Origin of the sequence: Microbacterium sp. STF-2 (assembly GCF_034650155.1) — a bacterium.
GTDB lineage: Bacteria > Actinomycetota > Actinomycetes > Actinomycetales > Microbacteriaceae > Microbacterium > Microbacterium maritypicum_A.
The window spans coordinates 962,401-981,894 of record NZ_JARKMW010000002.1; the positions used below are offsets into that span (position 1 = coordinate 962,401).

The window sequence follows — 19,494 nt, forward strand, 5'->3', positions numbered from 1 at the left end:
CACGCACCTCGGACGGACGGAAGCCCGCCCGCCCGAGGCGATGCCGTCCGCGGAGTCAGGCCGTCAGGCGACCCACCGCTCTGGCGCGGATGAGCACGGCCGTGCCGTCGGAGTAGGCCACCGGCAGCTCTTCCACCGCGACGACCTCGATCGTCGTGGGATCGGCGCCGGCGAGCCGGGCACGCTCGGTCGCCTCGGCGGCGGCGTCCGCCCGGGATGCCCGCTGGTCGGTGGGATCGACGCGGTAGATCTTCTCGATCTGGCCGGCGACCTCGCCGAGGGCCGCCCCCACCGCGTTGGCGGCGCCGAAGTGATCGGGGCGGATCAGCTCCGCGACACCGTCGAGCACGGTCGGGGCGATGATGCCGCCACCGCCGACCAGGATCACCGGTACCGGCGCGGCGTTCGGCTTCATCCGATCGATCGAGTCCTCGAGGATCTCCCGCATCGCGGTCCACGCCGCGGAGCCGACCCCCTCGGGAACGGCGGGGGCGTCGAGACCGTCGATCTCGGCGCCGCCGACGGCGAGGGCGATGTCGGTGGCCGTGAGGGTGCTCCCCCCGAACGCAAGCCCCTCCTGCGGGAGCCGGTAGCCCACGCTGTCCGGGCCGACGGTCGCGCCCGCAGGCGTCTCCCGGATGATCGTGCCGCCGCCGAGGCCGACCGACAGCACGTCGGGCATGCGGAAGTTCGTGCGGATGCCGCCGATCTCGACCGCGTGCGCCGACTGCCGCGGGAACCCGTCGACGAGCACGCCGATGTCGGTCGTGGTGCCGCCGATGTCGACCACCAGGGCGTCGGTCGCGCCCGAGAGGTGCGCGGCGCCGCGGATCGAGTTCGTCGGACCGCAGCCGATCGTCAGCACCGGGAACTCGAGCGCGTACTCGAGCTGCATGAGGGTGCCGTCGTTCTGGCCGAAGTACGGGGTGGCCGGGATGCCCCGCTCCCGCAGAGCCGCGACGAAGCCCGCGGCCATCTGCCGCAGCGTCTGCATCAGCGCCGCATTCAGCACCGTCGCGTTCTCGCGCTCGAGCAGTCCGAGCGAGCCGATGCGCGCCGACCGCGACACGGGGACACCCAGCTCTTCCGTGACGATGGCCGCGACCCGCTCCTCCTGGCTCTCGTCGATCGGGGCGAACACCCCCACGACGGCGACCGCGTCGACCTCGCCGCGCATCCGTGCACAGGCCTCGCGCACGGCATCCTCATCGATCGGGGAGAGCACCCGGCCGTCGACCTCGAAGCCGCCGTCCAGCAGGTGTGCCTGCTCACCGATCGCCGCACGCAGGTCGTCGGGCCAGCCCTCCAACGGCGGGACGGCCGTGGTGGCCGGTGCGCCGAGGCGGAGGATGCCGACGCGACCGAGACCGCGACGCTCGACGATCGCGTTGGTGCAGTGAGTGGTGCCGAGCATCGCGTGCCCGATCAGGGCGGCGTCGACGCCGGAGGCCGCGAGCACGGCGTCGATCGCCGCGGCCACGCCGTCGCCCGTGTCGGCCGTGGTCGGGCGCTTCACCGAGGCGACCACGTCGAGCCGCTCGTCGAGGATCACGGCGTCGGTGTTGGTGCCGCCGACGTCGATGCCGATGCGATAGGTGCCGGCCATCACGCGGCCTCCTCGTCCGTCGTGCGCGCACCGGAGCGCTGCGCGATGTCTTCGACGGGAACCCACTCCACGTCATAGCCGAAGTGGGTGGGACCTGCCGTCTCCAGCCCGATCGGCGTGCGCCACTTGTCATGGCAGGGGATCGCGATGACCGCGACCCGCGCCCCGTAGCGGAGGGACTCCGTCGTGATGGGCATGCCGGTCGCCAGATCGAGCACCGCGATCAGGTCGGGGGTCACCGCCGCCAGCACGCCGTCACGGCGCCCGAGCAGCATCTCGTTCTGGAAGTCGAGGCGGAACGCACTCCCCCGGTCTTCACCGACGCCGACGAGTTCGGCTGCTCCCCGCGTGAAACCGCCGTCGACGGAGCGCTGCAGGTCGGCCACCTTGCCGTCGAACAGCCGCACCGCGGCGAGGTCGGCGCACAGAGCGTCGATGCGCTCGTCGTCGCGCAGTTCGCGTCCGCCGCCATCGCGCCCCCGGAGGATGCGTCCGATGCGCTGGGCGAGCCCCAGAGTGCCCGGGATCGCGCACTCGCGCACGACGTCGCCGCCGTAGGCGTAGTCGATCATGGTCGCCCCTCCGCCCATCTCGACGGTGACGGCCCGCGCGATGCGCTCCGACCAGCCGCCGTCGACCGGGCGGCTGACCACCTCGTTGCCGTGGTGGTCGACGAGCACGGTCGTACCGGGCCCATAGCCGGCGAGATGGAACGTGACCATCTGCGCCTCCGGGAAGGCGCGTCCCATCGCGTCACCGTCGACCACCGGGAGTCCGGCGAGCGCGGCGGCCGCGATCGGGATCATGGAATTGCCTCCACCGACCTCGATCGGCATCACGGCCGTGGCCTTGCGACCCACCGCGCGTTCGATCGCCTGCAGGGCCGCGAGCAGCTCGGATTCGGCCTGGATGCGCTCCACGCTCACGGAAGGCGCCCCGATCCCGCCGATCGGGATCACGAAGTCGTCGTCGGTCAGGTCGTCGACAGCCACCAGCGGCACCGGTCCGTGCAGGCGGATGAGGCGCTTGGCGATGAGCGAGCCGACGTGCGGGTCTCCTCCGCCGCCGGTACCGAGCACCGCGGCGCCCAGGGCGATCTCGTCGATGTCGGCTTCTGTGAGGAAAGGAGCGGTGGTCATGCGCTCACCTCGTCCGTGACAGGGGCTGCCGGGTCCGGTGCCACGCGGCGGCGGAGCGGAAGCAGCAGGAGGTAGGCGACGAAGCCGACGAGGAGACCGTCGAGAGCGGAGATCGAGGTGATCCTGAACCAGCCGAAGCCGGGACCGTCCGCCGGGTTCGTCGTCGCGACGGCCACGACGATGCCGACCACCCAGGCCGTGATCGACCACCCGTCGACCAGCGGCACGGTGGCGCCGTGCGCCCAGCGCGCGGTCTTTCGGCCGGTGAAGAACGACGCCAGGTACACGCCGCCGTAGGGGGCGATGATCGTGCCGATCACGAGGATGAACTGCACGAAGTAGTCGGCCGCGCCGATCACTCCGACGACGATGCCGATGGCGCCGAGCACGATGGTCACGGTGCGGCGGCTCAGGCGCTCGCTGATCGACGCGAACGAGAGGCCGGCCGAGTAGAGGTTGGTCGTGTTCGTGGTCCACTGCGCCAGGATCAGCACGACCACGGCGACGCCGCCGAGACCGAGGGCGAAGAAGATCGCCATCAACTCGGTGCCGTCCATGATGCGGGCGAGAAGGATCGCGACGACCAGGATGATCGAGTTGCCGAAGAAGAAGCCGACGAACCCGGCGATCATGGCCTGCTTCGGCGTCTTCGCCCACCGCGCCATGTCGGGGGCCAGCACGACACCGAGGATGAAGATGCCCATCACGAGCGACACCGCACCGCCGAACGTGAACGTCGCCTCGACCGGGGCCTCGAGCCCTGCCGCCCCGTTCACCGTGAACGCCACGACCACGCCGACGATCAGCAGGAGGAGGAGCAGCGGCACGGCGAGGGTGCTGAGGCGGTTGATCGAGCGGTAGCCCCAGAACGCGGTGATCGCCATGAGCACGCCGCCGATCGCGGTGAACACCTGCACGGGTACATCGATGCCGGTGAACTCGGCGAACGCGATCTGCGCGTTCGCTCCGAAGAAGCCCGCCTGCACGGCGTACCAGCCGACCAGGCTGATCGCGATCGCGAGGGCGAGGATCGCCCCGCCGATGCGCCCGAACACCGCGCGGGAGATCATCGCGGTGGAGAGCCCGGTGGCGGCGCCGACGTAGGCGCAGGCCATCGCGAGCAGTCCGAGCAGCAGCGAACCGAGCATCGTCGCGCCGATCGCCGGCCAGAAGGCCATGCCGGAGGCGAGCGAGACACCGAGGAACGCCCCGGAGAGGTCGATGCCGATCGCGATCCACACGGTGGCGATCGACAGCCAGCTCTTGCGCTGATCCTGGGGCACGACGCCGTGCTCGTAGTCGGTGGTGGTCATCATCTTGTCCTTGAGAAGTGGCCCTGCGAGTCCGTCGGCGGGGATTCGGGTTCCCGTGGTGCGGACGACTCGCAGGGCGGGTCGGGGGCGGCCTGTCGTTGCGGCCGTGTCGTGCGATGCCGGGTCGGAGTTCGTGGCTCGGTGCCGGCGGATCAGACATGTGCCGCGTCGCTGCGGCGGTGGTTCATCTGGAGAGCGGTGTTCATCGGGAGAGCGTGGTGTTCATCGGGAGAGGATCGTGGAGAGGTGCCGCCAGGCCTGGTCGAACCGTTCGCGGTAGACCTCGGGCGTGTAGTGGGTGAGCTGCAGGAAGAGGCCGTCCATGACGACGAAGACCAGTGCCGTGAAACCGTCTGCATCACCGGCGACGAACGTCCCCGTCGCGACCCCGTCTTCATATGTCTGGCGCACCGCGGCGGCGAGGGTCGACTCCGAGTCGAGGAAGATCTGCCGCAGCTGCTCGCCACCGGGACCGTATTCGGTGACCGCGGCCCGCAGGCTGAACTCCGCGAGGTCGGGCCGGTCGCGGTAGTAGGCCTCGATGCCGCCGAGGAGGTGCTGCAGACGCGCGAGCGGCTCCATATCGGAGCTGCTCCGCACGAGCTCGTCGAAGAACGCGGTGTGATCGATCGACACCGCGGCATACACCTCGGCGTAGAGCGCCTCCTTGCTCGAGAAGTGCGCGTAGAGCGAGGGCGTCTTGATCCCGACGGCTTCGGCGATCTCGCGCAGGCTCGTCTCGGCGTAGCCCTGGCGCGCGAAGATCGTGCGGGCCTCCGCGAGGATCGTTGCTCTGGTCATCTTCCGCCTCAGACTAGTTACCTAACGACTGTTAGTTAGGCAGAGCGTAACCCCGCATCTCCCCGCGACGCAAGAGCCGCGCTCGGGGCATCCGCACGACTAGCGTTGAGGTCATGCGCATCCCCGCCGCGATCCGCGCCTCCCAGCGCTCCCCGCTGCTGCAGGTCGTGAAGTCGGCCGCGGCGACCATCGTGGCGTGGCTGATCGCCGGATGGGTGTTCCCCGCACAGCTGCCCGTCTTCGCCGCCATCGCCGCGCTGCTGGTGGTGCAGCCCAGCGTGAACCAGTCGCTGTCGAAGGCGCTCGAGCGCAGCATCGGCGTGATCGCCGGTGTCGTGATCGCCGTCGCACTCGGGCTGCTGCTCGGTTCGCCGAGCTGGATCGTGCTGCTCGCGATCGTCGTCGCGATGCTGGTGGCGTGGATCTTCCGCGCCTCGCCCGGCACCGGCAATCAGGTCGCGATCTCGGCGATGCTGGTGCTGGCTCTGGGCTCGTCGAGTCCCGAGTATGCGTTCGCCCGCATTGTGGAGACGCTGATCGGCGTCGTGATCGGCATCGTCGTGAACGCCCTGATCGTGCCTCCGGTGCTCGTCGCGCCGGCCCGTCGGGACGTGGGGCTCCTCGGCCTCGAGCTCGCCGCGAGCCTGGATCGCCTGGCCGACGCACTGCCCGAACCCCAGACGCCCGCACGGCTGCAGGAGCTGATGTTGGAGGTACGGCTGCTGCGGCCGATGAAGGAGGCCGCCGAGGCCTCGATCGCCGCCGGAGAGGAATCGCTCACTCTGAACCCGCGGCGCTCGACCCATCGTGCCGATCTGCGTGAGATGCGGGCGCTGCTCGACCGGCTCTCCCCGATCGTCACGCAGACGATCGGCATGACCCGGGCCTACTTCGACCACTACGACGACCGGATCGGGGAGGAGCCCGCCGTCGCCGCGATCGCCGAGCAGCTGCGACGGGCAGGGCACGACGTACGGCTCGCCGTGCAGGTCGCCGATGCCTCGCCGGAGCCGGACACCATGACCTCGGCGATCCCCGCGCTCACCGCTCCCCTCGTGATCCGGCCGCCGTCGTCACAGCACTGGATCCTGATCGGTTCCCTCATGGAAGACCTGCGCCGCATCAGGGGCGAGCTGCTCGACGAGGACTGAGCCCGCCTACTCTGGAGGCATGTCCGACATGACCGTCGCCGAAGCCCTCGGCGAACTCGCCGCACTGGAAGACCCGAAGATGCGCGCCGCCAACGAGAAGCGGGGCGATGACCACGGCATCAACCTCAGCCGGATGCGAGCGCTGGCCAAGAAGATCAAGACCGACCAGCCCCTCGCGCAGGAGCTGTGGGCGACCGGCGAGACGCCCGCACGGCTGCTGGCCCTGCTGATCTGCCGCCCGCGCGACTTCACCGCCGACGAGCTCGACGCCATGCTGCGCGAGACCCGCCCACCCAAGGTCAACGACTGGTTCGTCAACTACGTCGCCAAGAAGACCCCGCTCGCCGAAGAGCTGCGGCTGCGGTGGTTCGACGACGCCGACCCCACGGTGGCTGCTGCGGCCTGGTCGCTCACGACCGTGCGCGTGATGAAGGACGCCGACGGCCTGGACCTTGCGCACCTGCTCGACTTGATCGAGCGGGACATGAAGGATGCGCCGTCGCGCCTGCAGTGGTCCATGAACGAGACCCTCGCGAACATCGGCATCTTCCACCCCGAGTACCGCGCCAGGGCGCTGGCGATCGGCGAACGCCTGCAGGTGCTCGCCGACTACCCGACCGCACCCGGGTGCACCTCGCCCTTCGCCCCGCTCTGGATCGGCGAGATCGTGCGGCGACGCGAGGGGTGATCGGCGCGGTATCGCCCCGGGGACACGGGTGCGCGGGCGCGGCGGGATGAGGCTGGCTACGCTGAGGCCATGAGCACCCACATCGCCGCAGAGCCCGGTCGGATCGCCCCCATCGTCCTGTTCCCCGGCGACCCGCTGCGGGCGAAGTGGATCGCCGAGACCTTCCTCGACGATGCCGAGCTCTACTCCGAGACGCGCGGCATGCTCGGCTTCACCGGCACCTGGGAGGGGCATCGCGTGTCGGTGCAGGGCTCGGGCATGGGGCAGCCGTCGATGGCGATCTACGCGAACGAACTGTTCGACGCGTACGACGTGCAGACGATCGTGCGGGTCGGCTCGTGCGGAGCCCTGACCGAGCGCGTCAAGATCCGCGACATCATCATCGCCAACGCCGCCAGCACCGACTCCGGCATCAACCGGAGCCGTTTCCACGGACTCGACTACGCACCCGTGGCCGACTTCTCCCTGCTGCGCGCCGCAGTTGAGGGGAGCGAGGCCGAACCCCTGGAGTCGACCGTGCACGTGGGTCAGCTGTTCTCGAGCGACCAGTTCTACAGCACGCGCCCCGAGCTCATGGAGCCGTTCGTGCAGCACGGCATCCTCGGCGTCGAGATGGAGGCCGCCGGTCTCTACACTCTCGCGGCGTACTACGGTCGGCGCGCCCTCGCGATCTGCACGGTCAGCGACCACATCGTCACGGGCGAGGAGACCTCGGCGCAGGAGCGCGAGCAGACCTTCGGCGACATGATCCGCATCGCTCTGCGCGCCGCCACCGCGGTCTGAGCGTCCCCGGCGCGCTCGGCCGCTACGGCGTGTCGCCGACCGCGTGCGGACGGGGCAGAGCCAGCATGGCGCCGGTGTCGGTGAACTCCTGCTGGATCTCGTCGTCGTGCCGGTACGTGACGAGACTCACCACGACGGCCGCGATCAGAGCGAGAACGAAGGCGGGAAGCAGTTCGTAGAGCCCGGTGTCGAGAGCCTTCCAGATGAACACGGTCGCGGCGCCGACGAACATCCCCGCCAGGGCACCCCAGTTGGTGAGCTTGCGCCAGTAGAGACTGAGCAGGATGACCGGACCGAATGCGGCGCCGAATCCGGCCCAGGCGAAGGAGACGAGTCCGAGGATCGTGTCGTTCGGGGTGATCGCCAGCACCGCGGCGACGATCGCGACGCCGAGCACACCCAGCCGCCCCATCAGCATGAGCGTCTTCTGCGAGGGCGGCGTGCGCCGGAACACGCCGTACAGGTCTTCCACGAGGGCCGAGGAGCACACGATCAGCTGGCTGGAGATCGTGCTCATGATCGCGGCGAGCACGGCCGCCAGGACGAGGCCGGCGACGAACGGATGCAGCAGCGTCTGCGACATGAGCAGCACCACGGTCTCGGGGTTGGCGAGGTCGACGCCCGTCTTGGCGATGTAGGCGATGCCGACCAGGCCCGACAGCACGGCGCCGCCGAGCGAGACGATCATCCAGGAGATGCCGATGCGTCGAGCGCTCTTCGCCTCTTGCGGCGAGCGCAGAGCCATGAACCTCACGATGATGTGCGGCTGTCCGAAGTATCCGAGGCCCCAGGCGAGCGACGAGACGATGGCGAGGATGGTGCCGCCCGTGAGCGCCGTTCCGGAGAGCATGGAGAGGTGGTGCGGCGCCACCTCGTTGATCAGCTCGCCCGTCTCGGCGAGTCCCCCGATCGCGACGATCGCCGCCACCGGGATCACGACCAGCGCGATCACCATCATCAGTCCCTGCACGACATCGGTCAGTGACGCACCGAGGAACCCACCGAAGAGCGTGTACGCGAGGGTGACGCCCGTGACAAGCAGCATGCCGGTGAGGTAGTCGCCGTCGAACGAGCTCTCGAAGAAGACCCCACCGGCGACCATGCCGGAGGAGATGTAGAGGGTGAAGAAGACGAGGATGACGACACCGGAGACGACCCGCAGCAGTCGCGTCGTATCGCGGAGTCGATTCTCGAAGAAGCTCGGCACCGTGATGGAGTTGCGCGACACCTGCGTGTAGGCGCGCAGCCGAGGAGCCACGAGCAGCCAGTTCAGGTAGGCGCCGATGGTGAGGCCGATCGCGATCCACGCCTCGATGAGACCGGAGACGTAGATCGCACCGGGCAGCCCCATCACGAGCCAGCCGGACATGTCGGAGGCCCCGGCGCTGAGGGCGGCCACCCACGGCGGCAGATTCCGTCCGCCGAGCATGTAGTCCTCGTGATCGCCGGTGCGCCGGAAGGCTATCCATCCGATGAGCAGCATCGCCGCGAAGTACACACCCAGCGCGGCGAAAGTGAAGATCTGGTCGGGCATCGTCGTCCCCCCTCGCGGTGGAGTCACCGCATCCGGTCGTCGTTCGATGATGTCAACCGCCGGCGGTGCCGCCCAGACGTCGCCCGGCGCGGCGGGATGTCGGTCCCGCAGAGCAGGTGCCCCCGCGCATGAGGGATGATCGAATCACCATGACTTCCTCTCCGCGGCTCGACCCCGCCCTCCTCCCGGACGCCGCGGATCCGGATGCCGTCTACCTCGCGTTCGTCGAATGGGCGGAATCGACGGGCATCAGCCTGTACCCCGCGCAGGACGAGGCGGTCATCGAGATCGTCTCCGGCAACAACCTGATCCTCTCCACCCCCACCGGCACCGGGAAGTCGCTCGTCGCGATCGGTGCCCACTTCAGTGCCCTGGTCGCCGGACGGCGCAGTTACTACACGGCACCGATCAAGGCGCTCGTGAGCGAGAAGTTCTTCGCCCTGGTCGATGTGTTCGGCGCCGAGAACGTCGGCATGGTCACGGGCGATTCCTCCGTGAACGCCGATGCTCCGATCATCTGCTGCACGGCCGAGATCCTCGCGAACCTCTCGCTGCGCCAGGGAACCGATGCCGACGTCGGCCAGGTCGTGATGGACGAGTTCCACTTCTACGCCGACCCCGACCGCGGGTGGGCGTGGCAGGTGCCGCTGCTCGAGCTGCCTCAGGCGCAGTTCATCCTCATGTCGGCGACACTCGGCGATGTGACCGAGCTCGCCGCCGACCTCACCCGTCGCACCGGCCGCGAGACGGCCACGGTCACCGGCGTCGAGCGTCCGGTCCCCCTGCACTTCTTCTACGAGACGACGCCGATCCACGAGACCATCGACGATCTGCTGAACACGGGACAGGCGCCGATCTACGTCGTGCACTTCTCGCAGGCCGCAGCGATGGAGCGCGCGCAGGCGCTCTCCAGCACCAAGGTCGCCACTCGCGAGCAGCGCGACGAGATCGCCGCCCTGATCGCCGAGTTCCGCTTCACGACCGCGTTCGGCAAGACCCTCTCGCGTTTCCTGCGCGCAGGGATCGGCGTGCACCACGCGGGCATGCTGCCGAAGTACCGGCGCCTGGTCGAGCAGCTCGCCCAGCGCGGACTGCTGCGCGTGATCTGCGGCACTGACACCCTCGGCGTGGGCATCAACGTGCCGATCCGCACGGTGCTGCTCACGGCGCTCACGAAGTTCGACGGCACCCGGATGCGGCAGCTGAACGCCCGCGAGTTCCACCAGATCGCGGGCCGCGCGGGCCGCGCGGGCTACGACACCGCCGGCACGGTCGTCGCGCAGGCGCCCGAGCACGAGAGCGAGAACGTCGCTGCGGTGAAGAAGGCCGGCGACGACCCGAAGAAGAAGCGCAAGATCGTCCGGAAGAAGGCACCGGACGGTTTCGTGTCGTGGGGCGAGCCGTCGTTCCGCAAGCTCATCGACGCCGTGCCGGAGACGCTGACCTCGCACATGCAGATCACGAGCGCGATGATGCTCAACGTGATCGCCCGCGGCGGCGACGTGTTCGGCAATATGCGCGCACTGGTATACGACAACCACGAGCCGCGGAGGCGCCAGCGGGAGCTCGCGCTGCGGGCCATCGGCATCTACCGCACGCTCCGCGAATCGGGCATCGTCGAGAAGACCCCCGAAGGAGAGATCCGCCTCACGGTCGACCTGCAGCCGAACTTCGCGCTCAACCAGCCGCTGTCGCCGTTCGCCCTCGCCGCCTTCGAGCTGCTCGACCCCGATCCCGCCGCCGGCACGGGGACCGGCTCCTACGCACTCGACATGATCTCGATCGTGGAGTCGACCCTCGACGATCCCCGCGCCGTGCTCAGTCAGCAGGAGTTCCTGGCCCGGGGCGAGGCGGTCGCCGCGATGAAGTCCGAGGGCATCGAGTATGACGAGCGGATGGAGCTGCTCGAGCAGATCACCTACCCGAAGCCGCTGGACGAGCTGCTGACCGCGGCCTTCGAGACCTTCAGCGCGGCCCAGCCGTGGATCCGCGACTTCGAGCTGCACCCCAAGTCGGTGGTGCGTGACATGTACGAACGGGCCATGTCGTTCGGGGAATATGTCGCGTACTACAAGATCGCGCGCTCCGAAGGTGTGGTGCTGCGCTACCTCTCCGACGCGTACCGCGCGGCTTCGCAGACCATCCCGGAAGAGCTCAAGGACGAGGATCTGCGCGATCTCATCGAGTGGCTCGGCGAGCTCGTCCGCCAGGTCGACTCCAGCCTGCTCGACGAGTGGGAGGAGCTGATCGCCGGCGTCGACAACGGACGCTTCGATCCACACGCGCCCGATGAGCCGATCGTCCCGCCCGCACCCAAGCGCCTCACGAGCAACATCCGCGCCTTCCGCATCCTGGTGCGCAACGAACTCTTCCGCCGGGTGCAGCTGGCGGCCAGGGAAGACGTGAACGCGCTGGCCGAGCTCGATCCCGGTTTCGGCGCCGACGCCTGGTCGGACGCGCTGGACGGGTACTTCTCCGACCACGACGAGATCCTCACCGGCGCTGATGCCCGCAGCTCGAAGCTGCTGATCCTCACAGAGGGGCCCGCCGCCTGGACCGCACGGCAGATCCTCGACGATCCCGCCGGCGACCACGACTGGGGCATCTCCGCGACGATCGATCTCGCCGACTCCGACGAAGCCGGTCAGGCCGTCGTCACGGTCACCGGGGTCGACCGGCTGTAGCCGCCGTCGTCGTTCGCGTGGCCTCCGCGCTCCACGCCGACCACCCGCCCGAACCGCCCCAGCGTCTCGCGCCGGTGCGAGGCGGCGATGACCGTGCCGTCGAACCCTTCGAGCACGTCGGAGATGATGCGCTCCGACTCGGCATCCAGGCTCGCTGTGATCTCGTCGACGATGAGCACCCGGGGCTCGCGGCACAGCGCCCGCGCCAGGGCCAACCGTGCCCGTTGACCACCGGAGAGCCTCACCCCGTGCTCGCCGAGCTCGTCGTCGAGGGTGATCCAGTCGTCGGCGCCGACCCGTGTGAGCGCCTCGCGCAACTGCTCGTCGGTGCGGACGCCGACACCCCGCACGAGGTTGTCGCGCACGGTGCCGTGGAACAGGCGCGCATCCTGCTCCACCACGGCGACGGTCCGGCGAAGATCTTCATCGCGGATGCGACCCAGCGGGTACGCGACCCCCGCCGCATCGACGAGAGCGATGGTGCCCTCTGCAGGGTCCCACAGCCGCGCGGCGAGCGCGATCACGGTGCTCTTGCCGGCGCCGGACGGCCCCGCGAGGGCGATGTGCTCACCGGGGTCGACGTCGATCGACCAGCCGCGCAGAACCTCCGTGCGGTCGTCGTAGGAGAACGCGACCCTCTCGAAGCGCACACCGAGCGGCCCCGGCGGCAGCGGGACCGGACGATCGACCGGCGCCACGACCGGGGGGCGGTGCAGCCCTGCACCCACGCGATCGGCACTGGCGATCAGCGGATGCAGCTCCGACACCGTGTGCGCGGCGTCCGCCACCGCGGCGACGCCGGCGACGGCGAGGGCGATCACCGCGGGCAGCAGTGCCGCTCGCCCGGCGTCGACCGCCCCGTCGAACGATCCGTCGAGAAGGGAGACGGCGATCACCCCGATCACGACCGCGGTGAGGATCAGCTCGCGCGTGCCGTCGACGAGCTGGGCGATCACCTCCCGGCGGCGGGTGACGCGCGCCGACCGCCGGGTACCGTCGACGGCCTCGCGAACGACCCGGCTCTGCAGCCCGAAGGCGAGGATCTCGCGCAGCGCACCGAGGGCGTCGACCAGTCGTTCGGACTGCTCCTCGCGCTCCTGCTGCTCGCGCGCACCGATACGCCGCGACGGACCCGCCCCGGCCCAGACGGTGAGCGCGACCGCGACCGCTCCGGCGAGCATCACGACCGCCGCCACCGGCATCACCAGGAACGCGCAGACCAGGGCTCCGACGAAGAGCGTGAACGCGGCACCGATCTGTGCGACTGTGTGGGCGTAGAAGAACTCCAGCTTCTCGATGTCTGTCATCGCGACCGACGCCGCGCGCCCGGAGTGCTCGCGACGGCGACCGGGAACGCTGCGCGAGTACGCGTCGAAGAGCGCCATCCGCAGCCGGGCGAGCACGCGGTACGCGAGGGCGTGCGACACGTCCATCTCGCGCCAGGTGAGGAAGGTGCGCAGCAGCACGAGGCCTCCGAGGGCGAACCACCAGACCGCCGGCGGCCAGGTGCCGTGCACGACGGCCCCGCCGACGCCGAGCGCGGTGAGCACCCCGATGGCGGCGAGCGCGCACAGGCTCGTGGTGGCGATCAGGTAGTTGCAGGCGATGCGCCGCCATTCGGGTCGCAGCGGCGGAACCAGCCGAGCGAGGATGACCGCGGACGAGGTCATGAGGCCTCCTCCACGAGCATTCCGTCACGGAGCACCCGCACATCGGCGACCTTGGCCAGGGCCTCGGGACGGTGGCTGATCATGAGCACGATCCTCTCTGCGGCGACACGTTCGAGCGTCTCGGCGACGGTCAGGGCACTGCGGTCGTCGAGGGCGCTGGTCGGCTCGTCGACGAGAAGCACGGGGCGCCGGGCGAGCAGCGCTCTGGCGAGGGCGAGACGCTGCCGCTGCCCGCCCGACAGGCTCGTCCCCGCTTCCGCCACCCTCGCGTCGAAGCCTCCGGGGATCGCCCGGATCTCGTCGAGCACCCCGGCCGCGGCGCACGCATCCTCCAGCGCCTCCTGCCCGGCGTCGAACAGATCGACGTTGTCCCTGATGGTCCCGGTGAACAGGACGGGGTGCTGGGAGACCACGGCGACATCGCTCGGGCGGAGCGGGCGCCCGTCGAGCTCGACCGTTCCCGCCGTGGGCGGGAGGAAGCCGAGGACGAGGTCGAAGAGCGTGGACTTGCCCGCACCGGAGGGGCCGGCGATCGCGTGCACCTCGCCACGCCCGGCACGGAGGTCGACCCCGCGCAGGACATCGTGATCGGTGCCGGGGTATCGGTACGACAGGCCGGAGATGCGGAGCACGTCTCCCCCGCCGGTCACCGCCCCGGTCTCGGGTTCCTCGATGCGCTCGATCTCCGTCGCGACCCGTGCGGACCGACGGAACGCACCGAGGGCCGCCAGCCCGGGAACCGCCGTGAGCCCGAGGAATCCGGCATGCCAGTGGCGCGAGAGCTCACGTACCGGCCGGAACGCCTCCGAGGAGAGCAGGAGCAGGGCGTACACCTCGATGGCCGGTGGCTGTCCGGTCATCACGGACACGACGGCCAGCCCGGCGGCGACCACCACTCCGGCCTGCACCGCGAAGTCGGTGATCGCCGTCTCGGCGAGCGACGATCGCATGACGCGTTCCGTGGCCACGCGCAACGACTCCGACCTCGCCTGCAAGCGCTCACGGGTCGCGGGGACATCGCCCAGCGCCCGCAGCGTCGACATCCCCCGGAGTGCCTCGAGCATGTCGCCGCTGAGAGCCTCGTAGCTGTCCCAGTGGTCGAATCCGCGCCGGGCGAGCATCCGCTTCCAGGCCAAAGGGCCCAGCACCGCGAGCAGGATCCCCGCGGCGACGCACAGCGCGATCACGGGCGACAGCACCGCGACGAGGCACACCGCGATCAGGCTGCCGACCACGAGCTGCGCCACCGCAGGGATGTACTTCGACACATAGGCGTCGGTGCCGTCGATGCCGTCGCCGAGCGCGAGCTGGGTCGAGCCGTCGCGGAGGCGGGCATCGTGCAGTCGTTCCGGCACCAGCGCCGCGGCGACGGCCGCACCTCGGAGATCTTCCCTGACCCGCCCTCCGAGGCGGGCGGCGGCATCGCCCTGCGCAAGCGTCAGCAGCATCCGCGCCACCCCGATCACGAGGATCCCGCCGATGCCCGCCACCGCGCCGGCCGTGTCACCGCGCACGAAGGCGGCGAGAGACCACGCGAGGGCGAGCGCCTGCGCGAGGTGCGTCGCGAACACGAGGAGGAGGAGCAGGATGCTCATGGACAGGAGCCAGGGGTGCCGTCGCGCTTCGCGCCACAGCTCGGGGACGATCATCATCGTGCACCTCCGCGGGAGTCGAGGACGGCGATCGCGTGGAGGATCCACCGGTCCCCCGTCGAGGAGAAGCCGGAGACCGGGCGCGTGCGCCTGTCTCCGGTGAGAGCTGCCTCGTAGCAGAGGCGTGCAGCGGCGAGATGGGCGCTCCAGAGGGTGGCGCCGACGATCGTCGAGGGTGCCCTGCTCGGCACGGACCAGGAGCGCACTTCGGTCGCACCGCGCACCCAGCCCTGTCCGGAGGCGCGGGCGACGCGCTCGACCTCGGTGGTCGGTGAGCCCCCGATCCGATCGGCGAACTCCGCGATGGCGGGCGAGCGTCGCGTGCCGAGAGCCTGCACAGCAGCGGCGTGCGGGGTCGGCACATGCGGGATCCCGACGGCGGCGAGCGGGATCTCCGGCGCGAGTCCTCGGCGCATCCAGGCGCCGGCATCCGCAGCCCGGGGGACGCCGAGCATCTCCCGCAGCCGTTTCGAGGGACCGACCTGCACGGGCCCGGCGCGCTCCCCCAGCAGGAATCGCACGGCGGCGACCGCGTAGGCCGCATCCGCGATCCACAGGGGCCACGCCCGGTGCCGGTAGCGGCCGAACGACCGCCCCGGCAGCACGGTGAACACCAGGCGTGCGGTGCCGTCGTCCGATGCCGGCGACGGCCATCCGTCCGCACGGTCGGATGCGAGGACGCGACGATGGAAGCCCCCTTCCTGGTCGACCGTCCAGCGCACACCGGTGGGGTCGATCAGGTGGGTCTGCACCGGATAGCACGCTCCGGCCGAGGGGACGGGGCGCCGACGGATGCGGGTGGCCGAGCCGTCGGCATCCCGGTGGTACTCCCCCGGGTGCCACAGGGCGTCGACGAGCTCTGACACTCCGCGGTGAGGTTCGTCCGCGACGGCGCCGACCCGATCCCAGGCGTTCGCGCGCGGCCCCGGCGGCAGGGGACCTGCGGGCATGCGCGAGGTCAGCGCCTCGTCGAGCGGGGCAGGAAGGCCGCGGCTCTCGCGGCGTGTGCGATCCATGACGGCCCTCACATGTGCGGAGCCGGGAGGAGCGTGAAGTCCTCCGGGCCGCCGGTCCAGGTGGTGCGCCAGCCGCGCTCCTCGGCCGCCTCGCGGAACCGTGGCATTCCGAGGTACGAGAACGCCGCCGGGGCGTTGGGCACGAGTCCGGTCACGATCGAACGCACCACGCGCAGGTCGGTGCGTCGCACGTCGGAGGTCGTGAGGTCGCGGGTCAGGACGCGGTGACCGCGATCGCGCAGACGCCCGTACACCTCGTCGATCGTGACCGGGTCCACCGCACTCAGCGGACGCACGCCCTGCGCGGGCGACTGGAACCGCCGGGCCTCGTCGTGCACGGTCGGGTCGAGCCACACCTGCACGTGCGCGCCGAGGTCGATCACGTTCTCGAACTGCGGCCCGGCCGCGGCGAGGTAGTCGGCGTGCGGACGGAAGTCGAGGGTGAGGCCCTTCGCCATCAGTCCCGCAGCGACCGCGCGGAAAACCCATCCGTCGTCCGTCGTGCATCCCTGCGTGTAGATCCAGGTGTGCACCGCTTCGAGCACGGCCTTCCGCGCGGCCCGCGCCGGGTCGAGCGAGGCCGAGAAGCCTGCAGCGTAGAGCCCGCGCTCCTCGTCGTGCACGAGCGCGCCGATCGCGGGAGCGAACTCCGAGGGCATCGCCACCAGCCACACCCGCAGGCTGCTCCCCTGAAGATCGTCGAGCAGACCGGGGACCGTGGCCGGATCGATGCCGAACGTCGGTCCGTCCAGGTGCCACCACACCTCGAGCGCATCCCGCTCGATGACCTCGATCACCCCGCGGTCGCGGGCGTCGTCGAAGCCTGCGCCGGTCGCGATGCCGGCGTAGTTCAGATGGTGTGTCCGCGGCAGCGCGCGGAACCGGGACTGCCGCCAGTTCAGGTGCACGAGAGAATCCGGCACCCACACCGAGCCACCGTCGATCTCGTCGCAGCGTGCCCAGAGCGTCGGCGTGGAGGGGAGCAGACGCTGATACGCGAACCCGGGCCGTGCGAGCTGCCAGTCGGCGAAGCGCGGCAGATCGGACTCGTCGATGACGCTCTCCCCGTCGGCGCGCAGCTCGTCGGCGGTGCTGACACGGAGCTCGCCGCGAGGCAGCTCATCGGGCAGCCAGTTGCCGCAATACCGCTCCACGCCCTCGCCGATCGCGGCGATGCGCGCCTGAGCGGGGTCGCCGAACGATGTGCCGAGCGAGACCCGATCGGCGGGCCACTCGCCGAGGATCCGGGCGTCGGCCACGGATGCCGTCAAGGCCAGGTACCGGTCTGGGGCGCCGATCGGATGCGGCACCTCCCGCACCGAGCGGATGATGCCGGCTTCGGCGTCGACCAGCGCCTCGGCCGACAGCGTCGCGCGGATCGCGGATCGACCCCGGGCGTGCCCCAGGGTGTCGCGCGGTGTGTCGTGCGGGGTGTCGCGGCGAGCGGTCTGGTGAGTGTCGTGCAGGGTCATGCTGTCCTCTCGTACCGCCAACGGCCGGTCTCCGGCTCGAAGGCGGATCTGGTCCGGCGGCTCCGCCCCGACGCCGGCGCGGGGAGCGCGGATGCAGGAAGCGCGGATGCCCTGGTCGGCAGTCCGGTCTCGGCGAGCCAGGAGTCGAGTACGCCGCCGATGCCGCCCGCACTGCGCAGCCGGGAGCGGACATCGTCGTCGTCGATGTCCGCGGCCAGTCGGTGTCCCCACGGACCGTCGACCAGGTGGACGGGGCCCTGCCAGGCGGCCGCGAGCCGACCGGCATGCGTGAAGAAGAAGTCGTGATCGCCGCGGATGAGCAGCAGCGGTGCCCGGAGCGCCCCGTAGGCACGGTCCAGGTCGACGGCCGGAGCAGACCAGAGGCGTCGCCATCCGGACAGGACCTCGGAAGACCACCCCCACTCGTCGGCGGCCCGATGCACGCCCACGTCGGATGCCCGCCGGACACGGGCCGAGAGCTGCTCGTCCGACAGCGGCGCCAGGGAACGCGGGCCGCGGCCGTGCTGGTGCCACCACCCGATCCGGTCGCGCAGCTGGGGACGCCCGTTCTCGTCCCACGCGGTCTCGGCGAGCCCGAGCGCCGGCACCTGGAGCACCAGGGCCTCGACGACGACGGCCCTGGCCGCTTCGAGTGCGGTGTGCGCGGCATACGAGCCGCCGGACAGCACGAGCGGGAGCCCGGGGTTCTCGGCCCTGACCTGCTCGACCACCGCGCGCCCGTCGCTGCGTTCCGCGAGGTAGGGGTGCCATTCACCGTCGGAGGAGTGGCGTCCGCGCACGTCATGGATCACGCAGCGGTAGCCCCGTCTGACCCAGGCGCGTGCGGTGTCGCCGTGTCGCCAAGCGCCGTATGGCGTACGGATGAGCACGACGCCGCGAGGTTCCGCGGGTTCCCAGACCCAGCCGCGCAGCAGGGCGCCGTCGTCCGCGAGCACGGGGTGAGGGCGGGCGTCGCGCGGCGGCGTCATCGGATCACCCGGCGCGGGGCCGCGGGGAAGGGCAGCACCGTGTGCGCGCTCACGGAACCGGTTGCGGGAACGACCTTCCAGAGCGTCGTCCGCAGCCGGTCGAGCTCTGCGTCCTCCTGCGCCCAGGCGAGGATGGTGTGCAGCAGTCGGGCGAGCACGAGCGCTCTGGTCGCGTCGTCGAGCGCGCCAGGGGTGAGCGGACGCGCCCGCTGCCAGGCCTCGGTCGAGGCGGGCGCGCTGCTCGCGGCCACCCGTCGCGCGGCCACCTGCACGGAGGTGGGGTCGCCGGGGTCGACGGCGAGCGGATCGATCAGCACGACCTCGCCCTCCCGGTGCACGCGGAGCCACGCGGTGCCCCGCTCCGGAAGCCGATCGAGCTCTGCCCAGCGGCGGCGGCCGGAGGCGTCCTCGGCATAGGCGACCACGAGGGCGGCGTGCTCGGACGGTGCCGCCTCCGGATCCAGGACGGCGACCCGGGCGCCCCAGGCGGCGAGCACGCGCTCGAGGTCGAGCACGAGCGGACCCGTTCCGAGGAGGCAGACGTCGCGGCGCTCCTGCGGCCAGCGGTGAAGGGCATCGGCGGACTCGCGTTCCTGCACCTCGAGCGTCAGCCGGTCGAGTGCGGTCGAGCGCTCTCCGTGGGCCCCGCTCTCGAGGGCCTCGACCAGAGCGGCGGCCGGTGCGTCGACCAGGACGAGTCGTCCGGTGCGCAGACGGATCCGGGGGCGGCCGTCGGCACCGACGACGAGATGCGCCCCGGTGTCGGGGAGCGGCAGGATGCGGGGTTCGGAAGTCATGGTGTCTCTCGGTGATGGGTCCGGCCGGGCGCGAACGCCCGGCCGGACGGGAGTGCGCTCGAAAGCGCGACGGAAGGATCCGCGATCAGTCGAACGGGTTCTCGACCAGGGCGTTCGAGTGCGATGCCGACAGGTGCGCCAGCTGCTCGGACTCTTCGATCTCGGCGAGGATCTGCTTTTCCATTTCGTTCTCCTTCTG

General features: G+C 70.7%; 16 protein-coding genes. 4 read left to right on the plus strand and 12 right to left on the minus strand.

Annotated features, from left to right (window positions below; translation table 11 throughout):
- Positions 1-55: 55 nt before the first annotated feature.
- From MicroSTF_RS18475 to MicroSTF_RS18490, 4 genes are all read right to left on the minus strand, one after another.
- Complete coding sequence (locus tag MicroSTF_RS18475; RefSeq protein ID WP_322957678.1) at positions 56-1,606, minus strand: hydantoinase/oxoprolinase family protein; 1,551 nt, start codon at positions 1,604-1,606, stop codon at positions 56-58.
- Positions 1,606-2,745 (minus strand): DUF917 domain-containing protein, encoded by a 1,140-nt coding sequence (locus tag MicroSTF_RS18480; RefSeq protein WP_322957680.1) that lies wholly within the window; start codon positions 2,743-2,745, stop codon positions 1,606-1,608. The genes MicroSTF_RS18475 and MicroSTF_RS18480 overlap by 1 nt, the downstream gene beginning before the upstream one ends.
- The gene (locus MicroSTF_RS18485; protein WP_322957682.1) at positions 2,742-4,058 is read right to left on the minus strand and encodes a cytosine permease; all 1,317 of its coding nucleotides are present in this window, start codon (positions 4,056-4,058) and stop codon (positions 2,742-2,744) included. Before MicroSTF_RS18485 ends, MicroSTF_RS18480 begins: the two co-directional genes overlap by 4 nt.
- 222 nt (positions 4,059-4,280) lie before the next feature.
- Positions 4,281-4,859, minus strand: a complete 579-nt coding sequence (locus MicroSTF_RS18490; RefSeq protein WP_021198349.1) for a TetR/AcrR family transcriptional regulator — start codon at positions 4,857-4,859, stop codon at positions 4,281-4,283.
- Between the two features lie 113 nt (positions 4,860-4,972).
- On the opposite strand from MicroSTF_RS18490, the gene MicroSTF_RS18495 reads away from it, so the two are divergent.
- The 3 genes from MicroSTF_RS18495 (at position 4,973) to deoD (ending at position 7,481) form a co-directional block, all read left to right on the plus strand.
- A complete protein-coding gene (locus MicroSTF_RS18495; RefSeq protein ID WP_322957684.1) occupies positions 4,973-6,010 on the plus strand; it encodes an FUSC family protein in 1,038 nt (345 codons plus the stop codon).
- A 19-nt stretch (positions 6,011-6,029) separates the two neighbouring features.
- Positions 6,030-6,698, plus strand: coding sequence for a DNA alkylation repair protein (locus tag MicroSTF_RS18500; RefSeq protein ID WP_021198351.1), 669 nt, complete (start codon positions 6,030-6,032; stop codon positions 6,696-6,698).
- Positions 6,699-6,767: 69 nt separating this feature from the next.
- On the plus strand, positions 6,768-7,481 hold the full coding sequence (deoD, locus tag MicroSTF_RS18505; protein WP_322957687.1) for a purine-nucleoside phosphorylase: 714 nt from the start codon (positions 6,768-6,770) through the stop codon (positions 7,479-7,481).
- 22 nt (positions 7,482-7,503) lie between these two features.
- Here deoD and putP read toward each other — a convergent pair whose 3' ends face one another.
- Positions 7,504-9,015, minus strand: coding sequence for a sodium/proline symporter PutP (putP, locus tag MicroSTF_RS18510; RefSeq protein ID WP_322957689.1), 1,512 nt, complete (start codon positions 9,013-9,015; stop codon positions 7,504-7,506).
- 149 nt (positions 9,016-9,164) lie between these two features.
- On the opposite strand from putP, the gene MicroSTF_RS18515 reads away from it, so the two are divergent.
- The gene (locus MicroSTF_RS18515; protein WP_322957691.1) at positions 9,165-11,699 is read left to right on the plus strand and encodes a DEAD/DEAH box helicase; all 2,535 of its coding nucleotides are present in this window, start codon (positions 9,165-9,167) and stop codon (positions 11,697-11,699) included.
- Here the strand turns inward: MicroSTF_RS18515 and MicroSTF_RS18520 are convergent.
- The 7 genes from MicroSTF_RS18520 to amiA form a co-directional block, all read right to left on the minus strand.
- Complete coding sequence (locus MicroSTF_RS18520; protein WP_322957693.1) at positions 11,660-13,369, minus strand: ABC transporter ATP-binding protein; 1,710 nt, start codon at positions 13,367-13,369, stop codon at positions 11,660-11,662. The genes MicroSTF_RS18515 and MicroSTF_RS18520 overlap by 40 nt on opposite strands.
- A complete protein-coding gene (locus MicroSTF_RS18525) occupies positions 13,366-15,021 on the minus strand; it encodes an ATP-binding cassette domain-containing protein (protein ID WP_322957695.1) in 1,656 nt (551 codons plus the stop codon). The genes MicroSTF_RS18520 and MicroSTF_RS18525 overlap by 4 nt, the downstream gene beginning before the upstream one ends.
- Complete coding sequence (locus MicroSTF_RS18530) at positions 15,018-16,037, minus strand: hypothetical protein (RefSeq protein ID WP_322957698.1); 1,020 nt, start codon at positions 16,035-16,037, stop codon at positions 15,018-15,020. Before MicroSTF_RS18530 ends, MicroSTF_RS18525 begins: the two co-directional genes overlap by 4 nt.
- A gap of 8 nt (positions 16,038-16,045) precedes the next feature.
- Entirely contained in the window at positions 16,046-17,509 is a 1,464-nt protein-coding gene (locus MicroSTF_RS18535; RefSeq protein WP_322957700.1) for a YcaO-like family protein, read from the minus strand.
- Positions 17,506-18,498 carry a CocE/NonD family hydrolase gene (locus MicroSTF_RS18540; protein ID WP_322957702.1) on the minus strand — a complete coding sequence of 331 codons (993 nt, stop codon included), beginning with the start codon at positions 18,496-18,498 and terminating at the stop codon, positions 17,506-17,508. The genes MicroSTF_RS18535 and MicroSTF_RS18540 overlap by 4 nt, the downstream gene beginning before the upstream one ends.
- On the minus strand, positions 18,495-19,295 hold the full coding sequence (locus MicroSTF_RS18545; RefSeq protein ID WP_322957704.1) for a hypothetical protein: 801 nt from the start codon (positions 19,293-19,295) through the stop codon (positions 18,495-18,497). Before MicroSTF_RS18545 ends, MicroSTF_RS18540 begins: the two co-directional genes overlap by 4 nt.
- Before the next feature lie 85 nt (positions 19,296-19,380).
- Positions 19,381-19,479 carry a streptamidine family RiPP gene (gene amiA, locus MicroSTF_RS18550; protein ID WP_017831216.1) on the minus strand — a complete coding sequence of 33 codons (99 nt, stop codon included), beginning with the start codon at positions 19,477-19,479 and terminating at the stop codon, positions 19,381-19,383.
- Positions 19,480-19,494 lie beyond the last annotated feature (15 nt).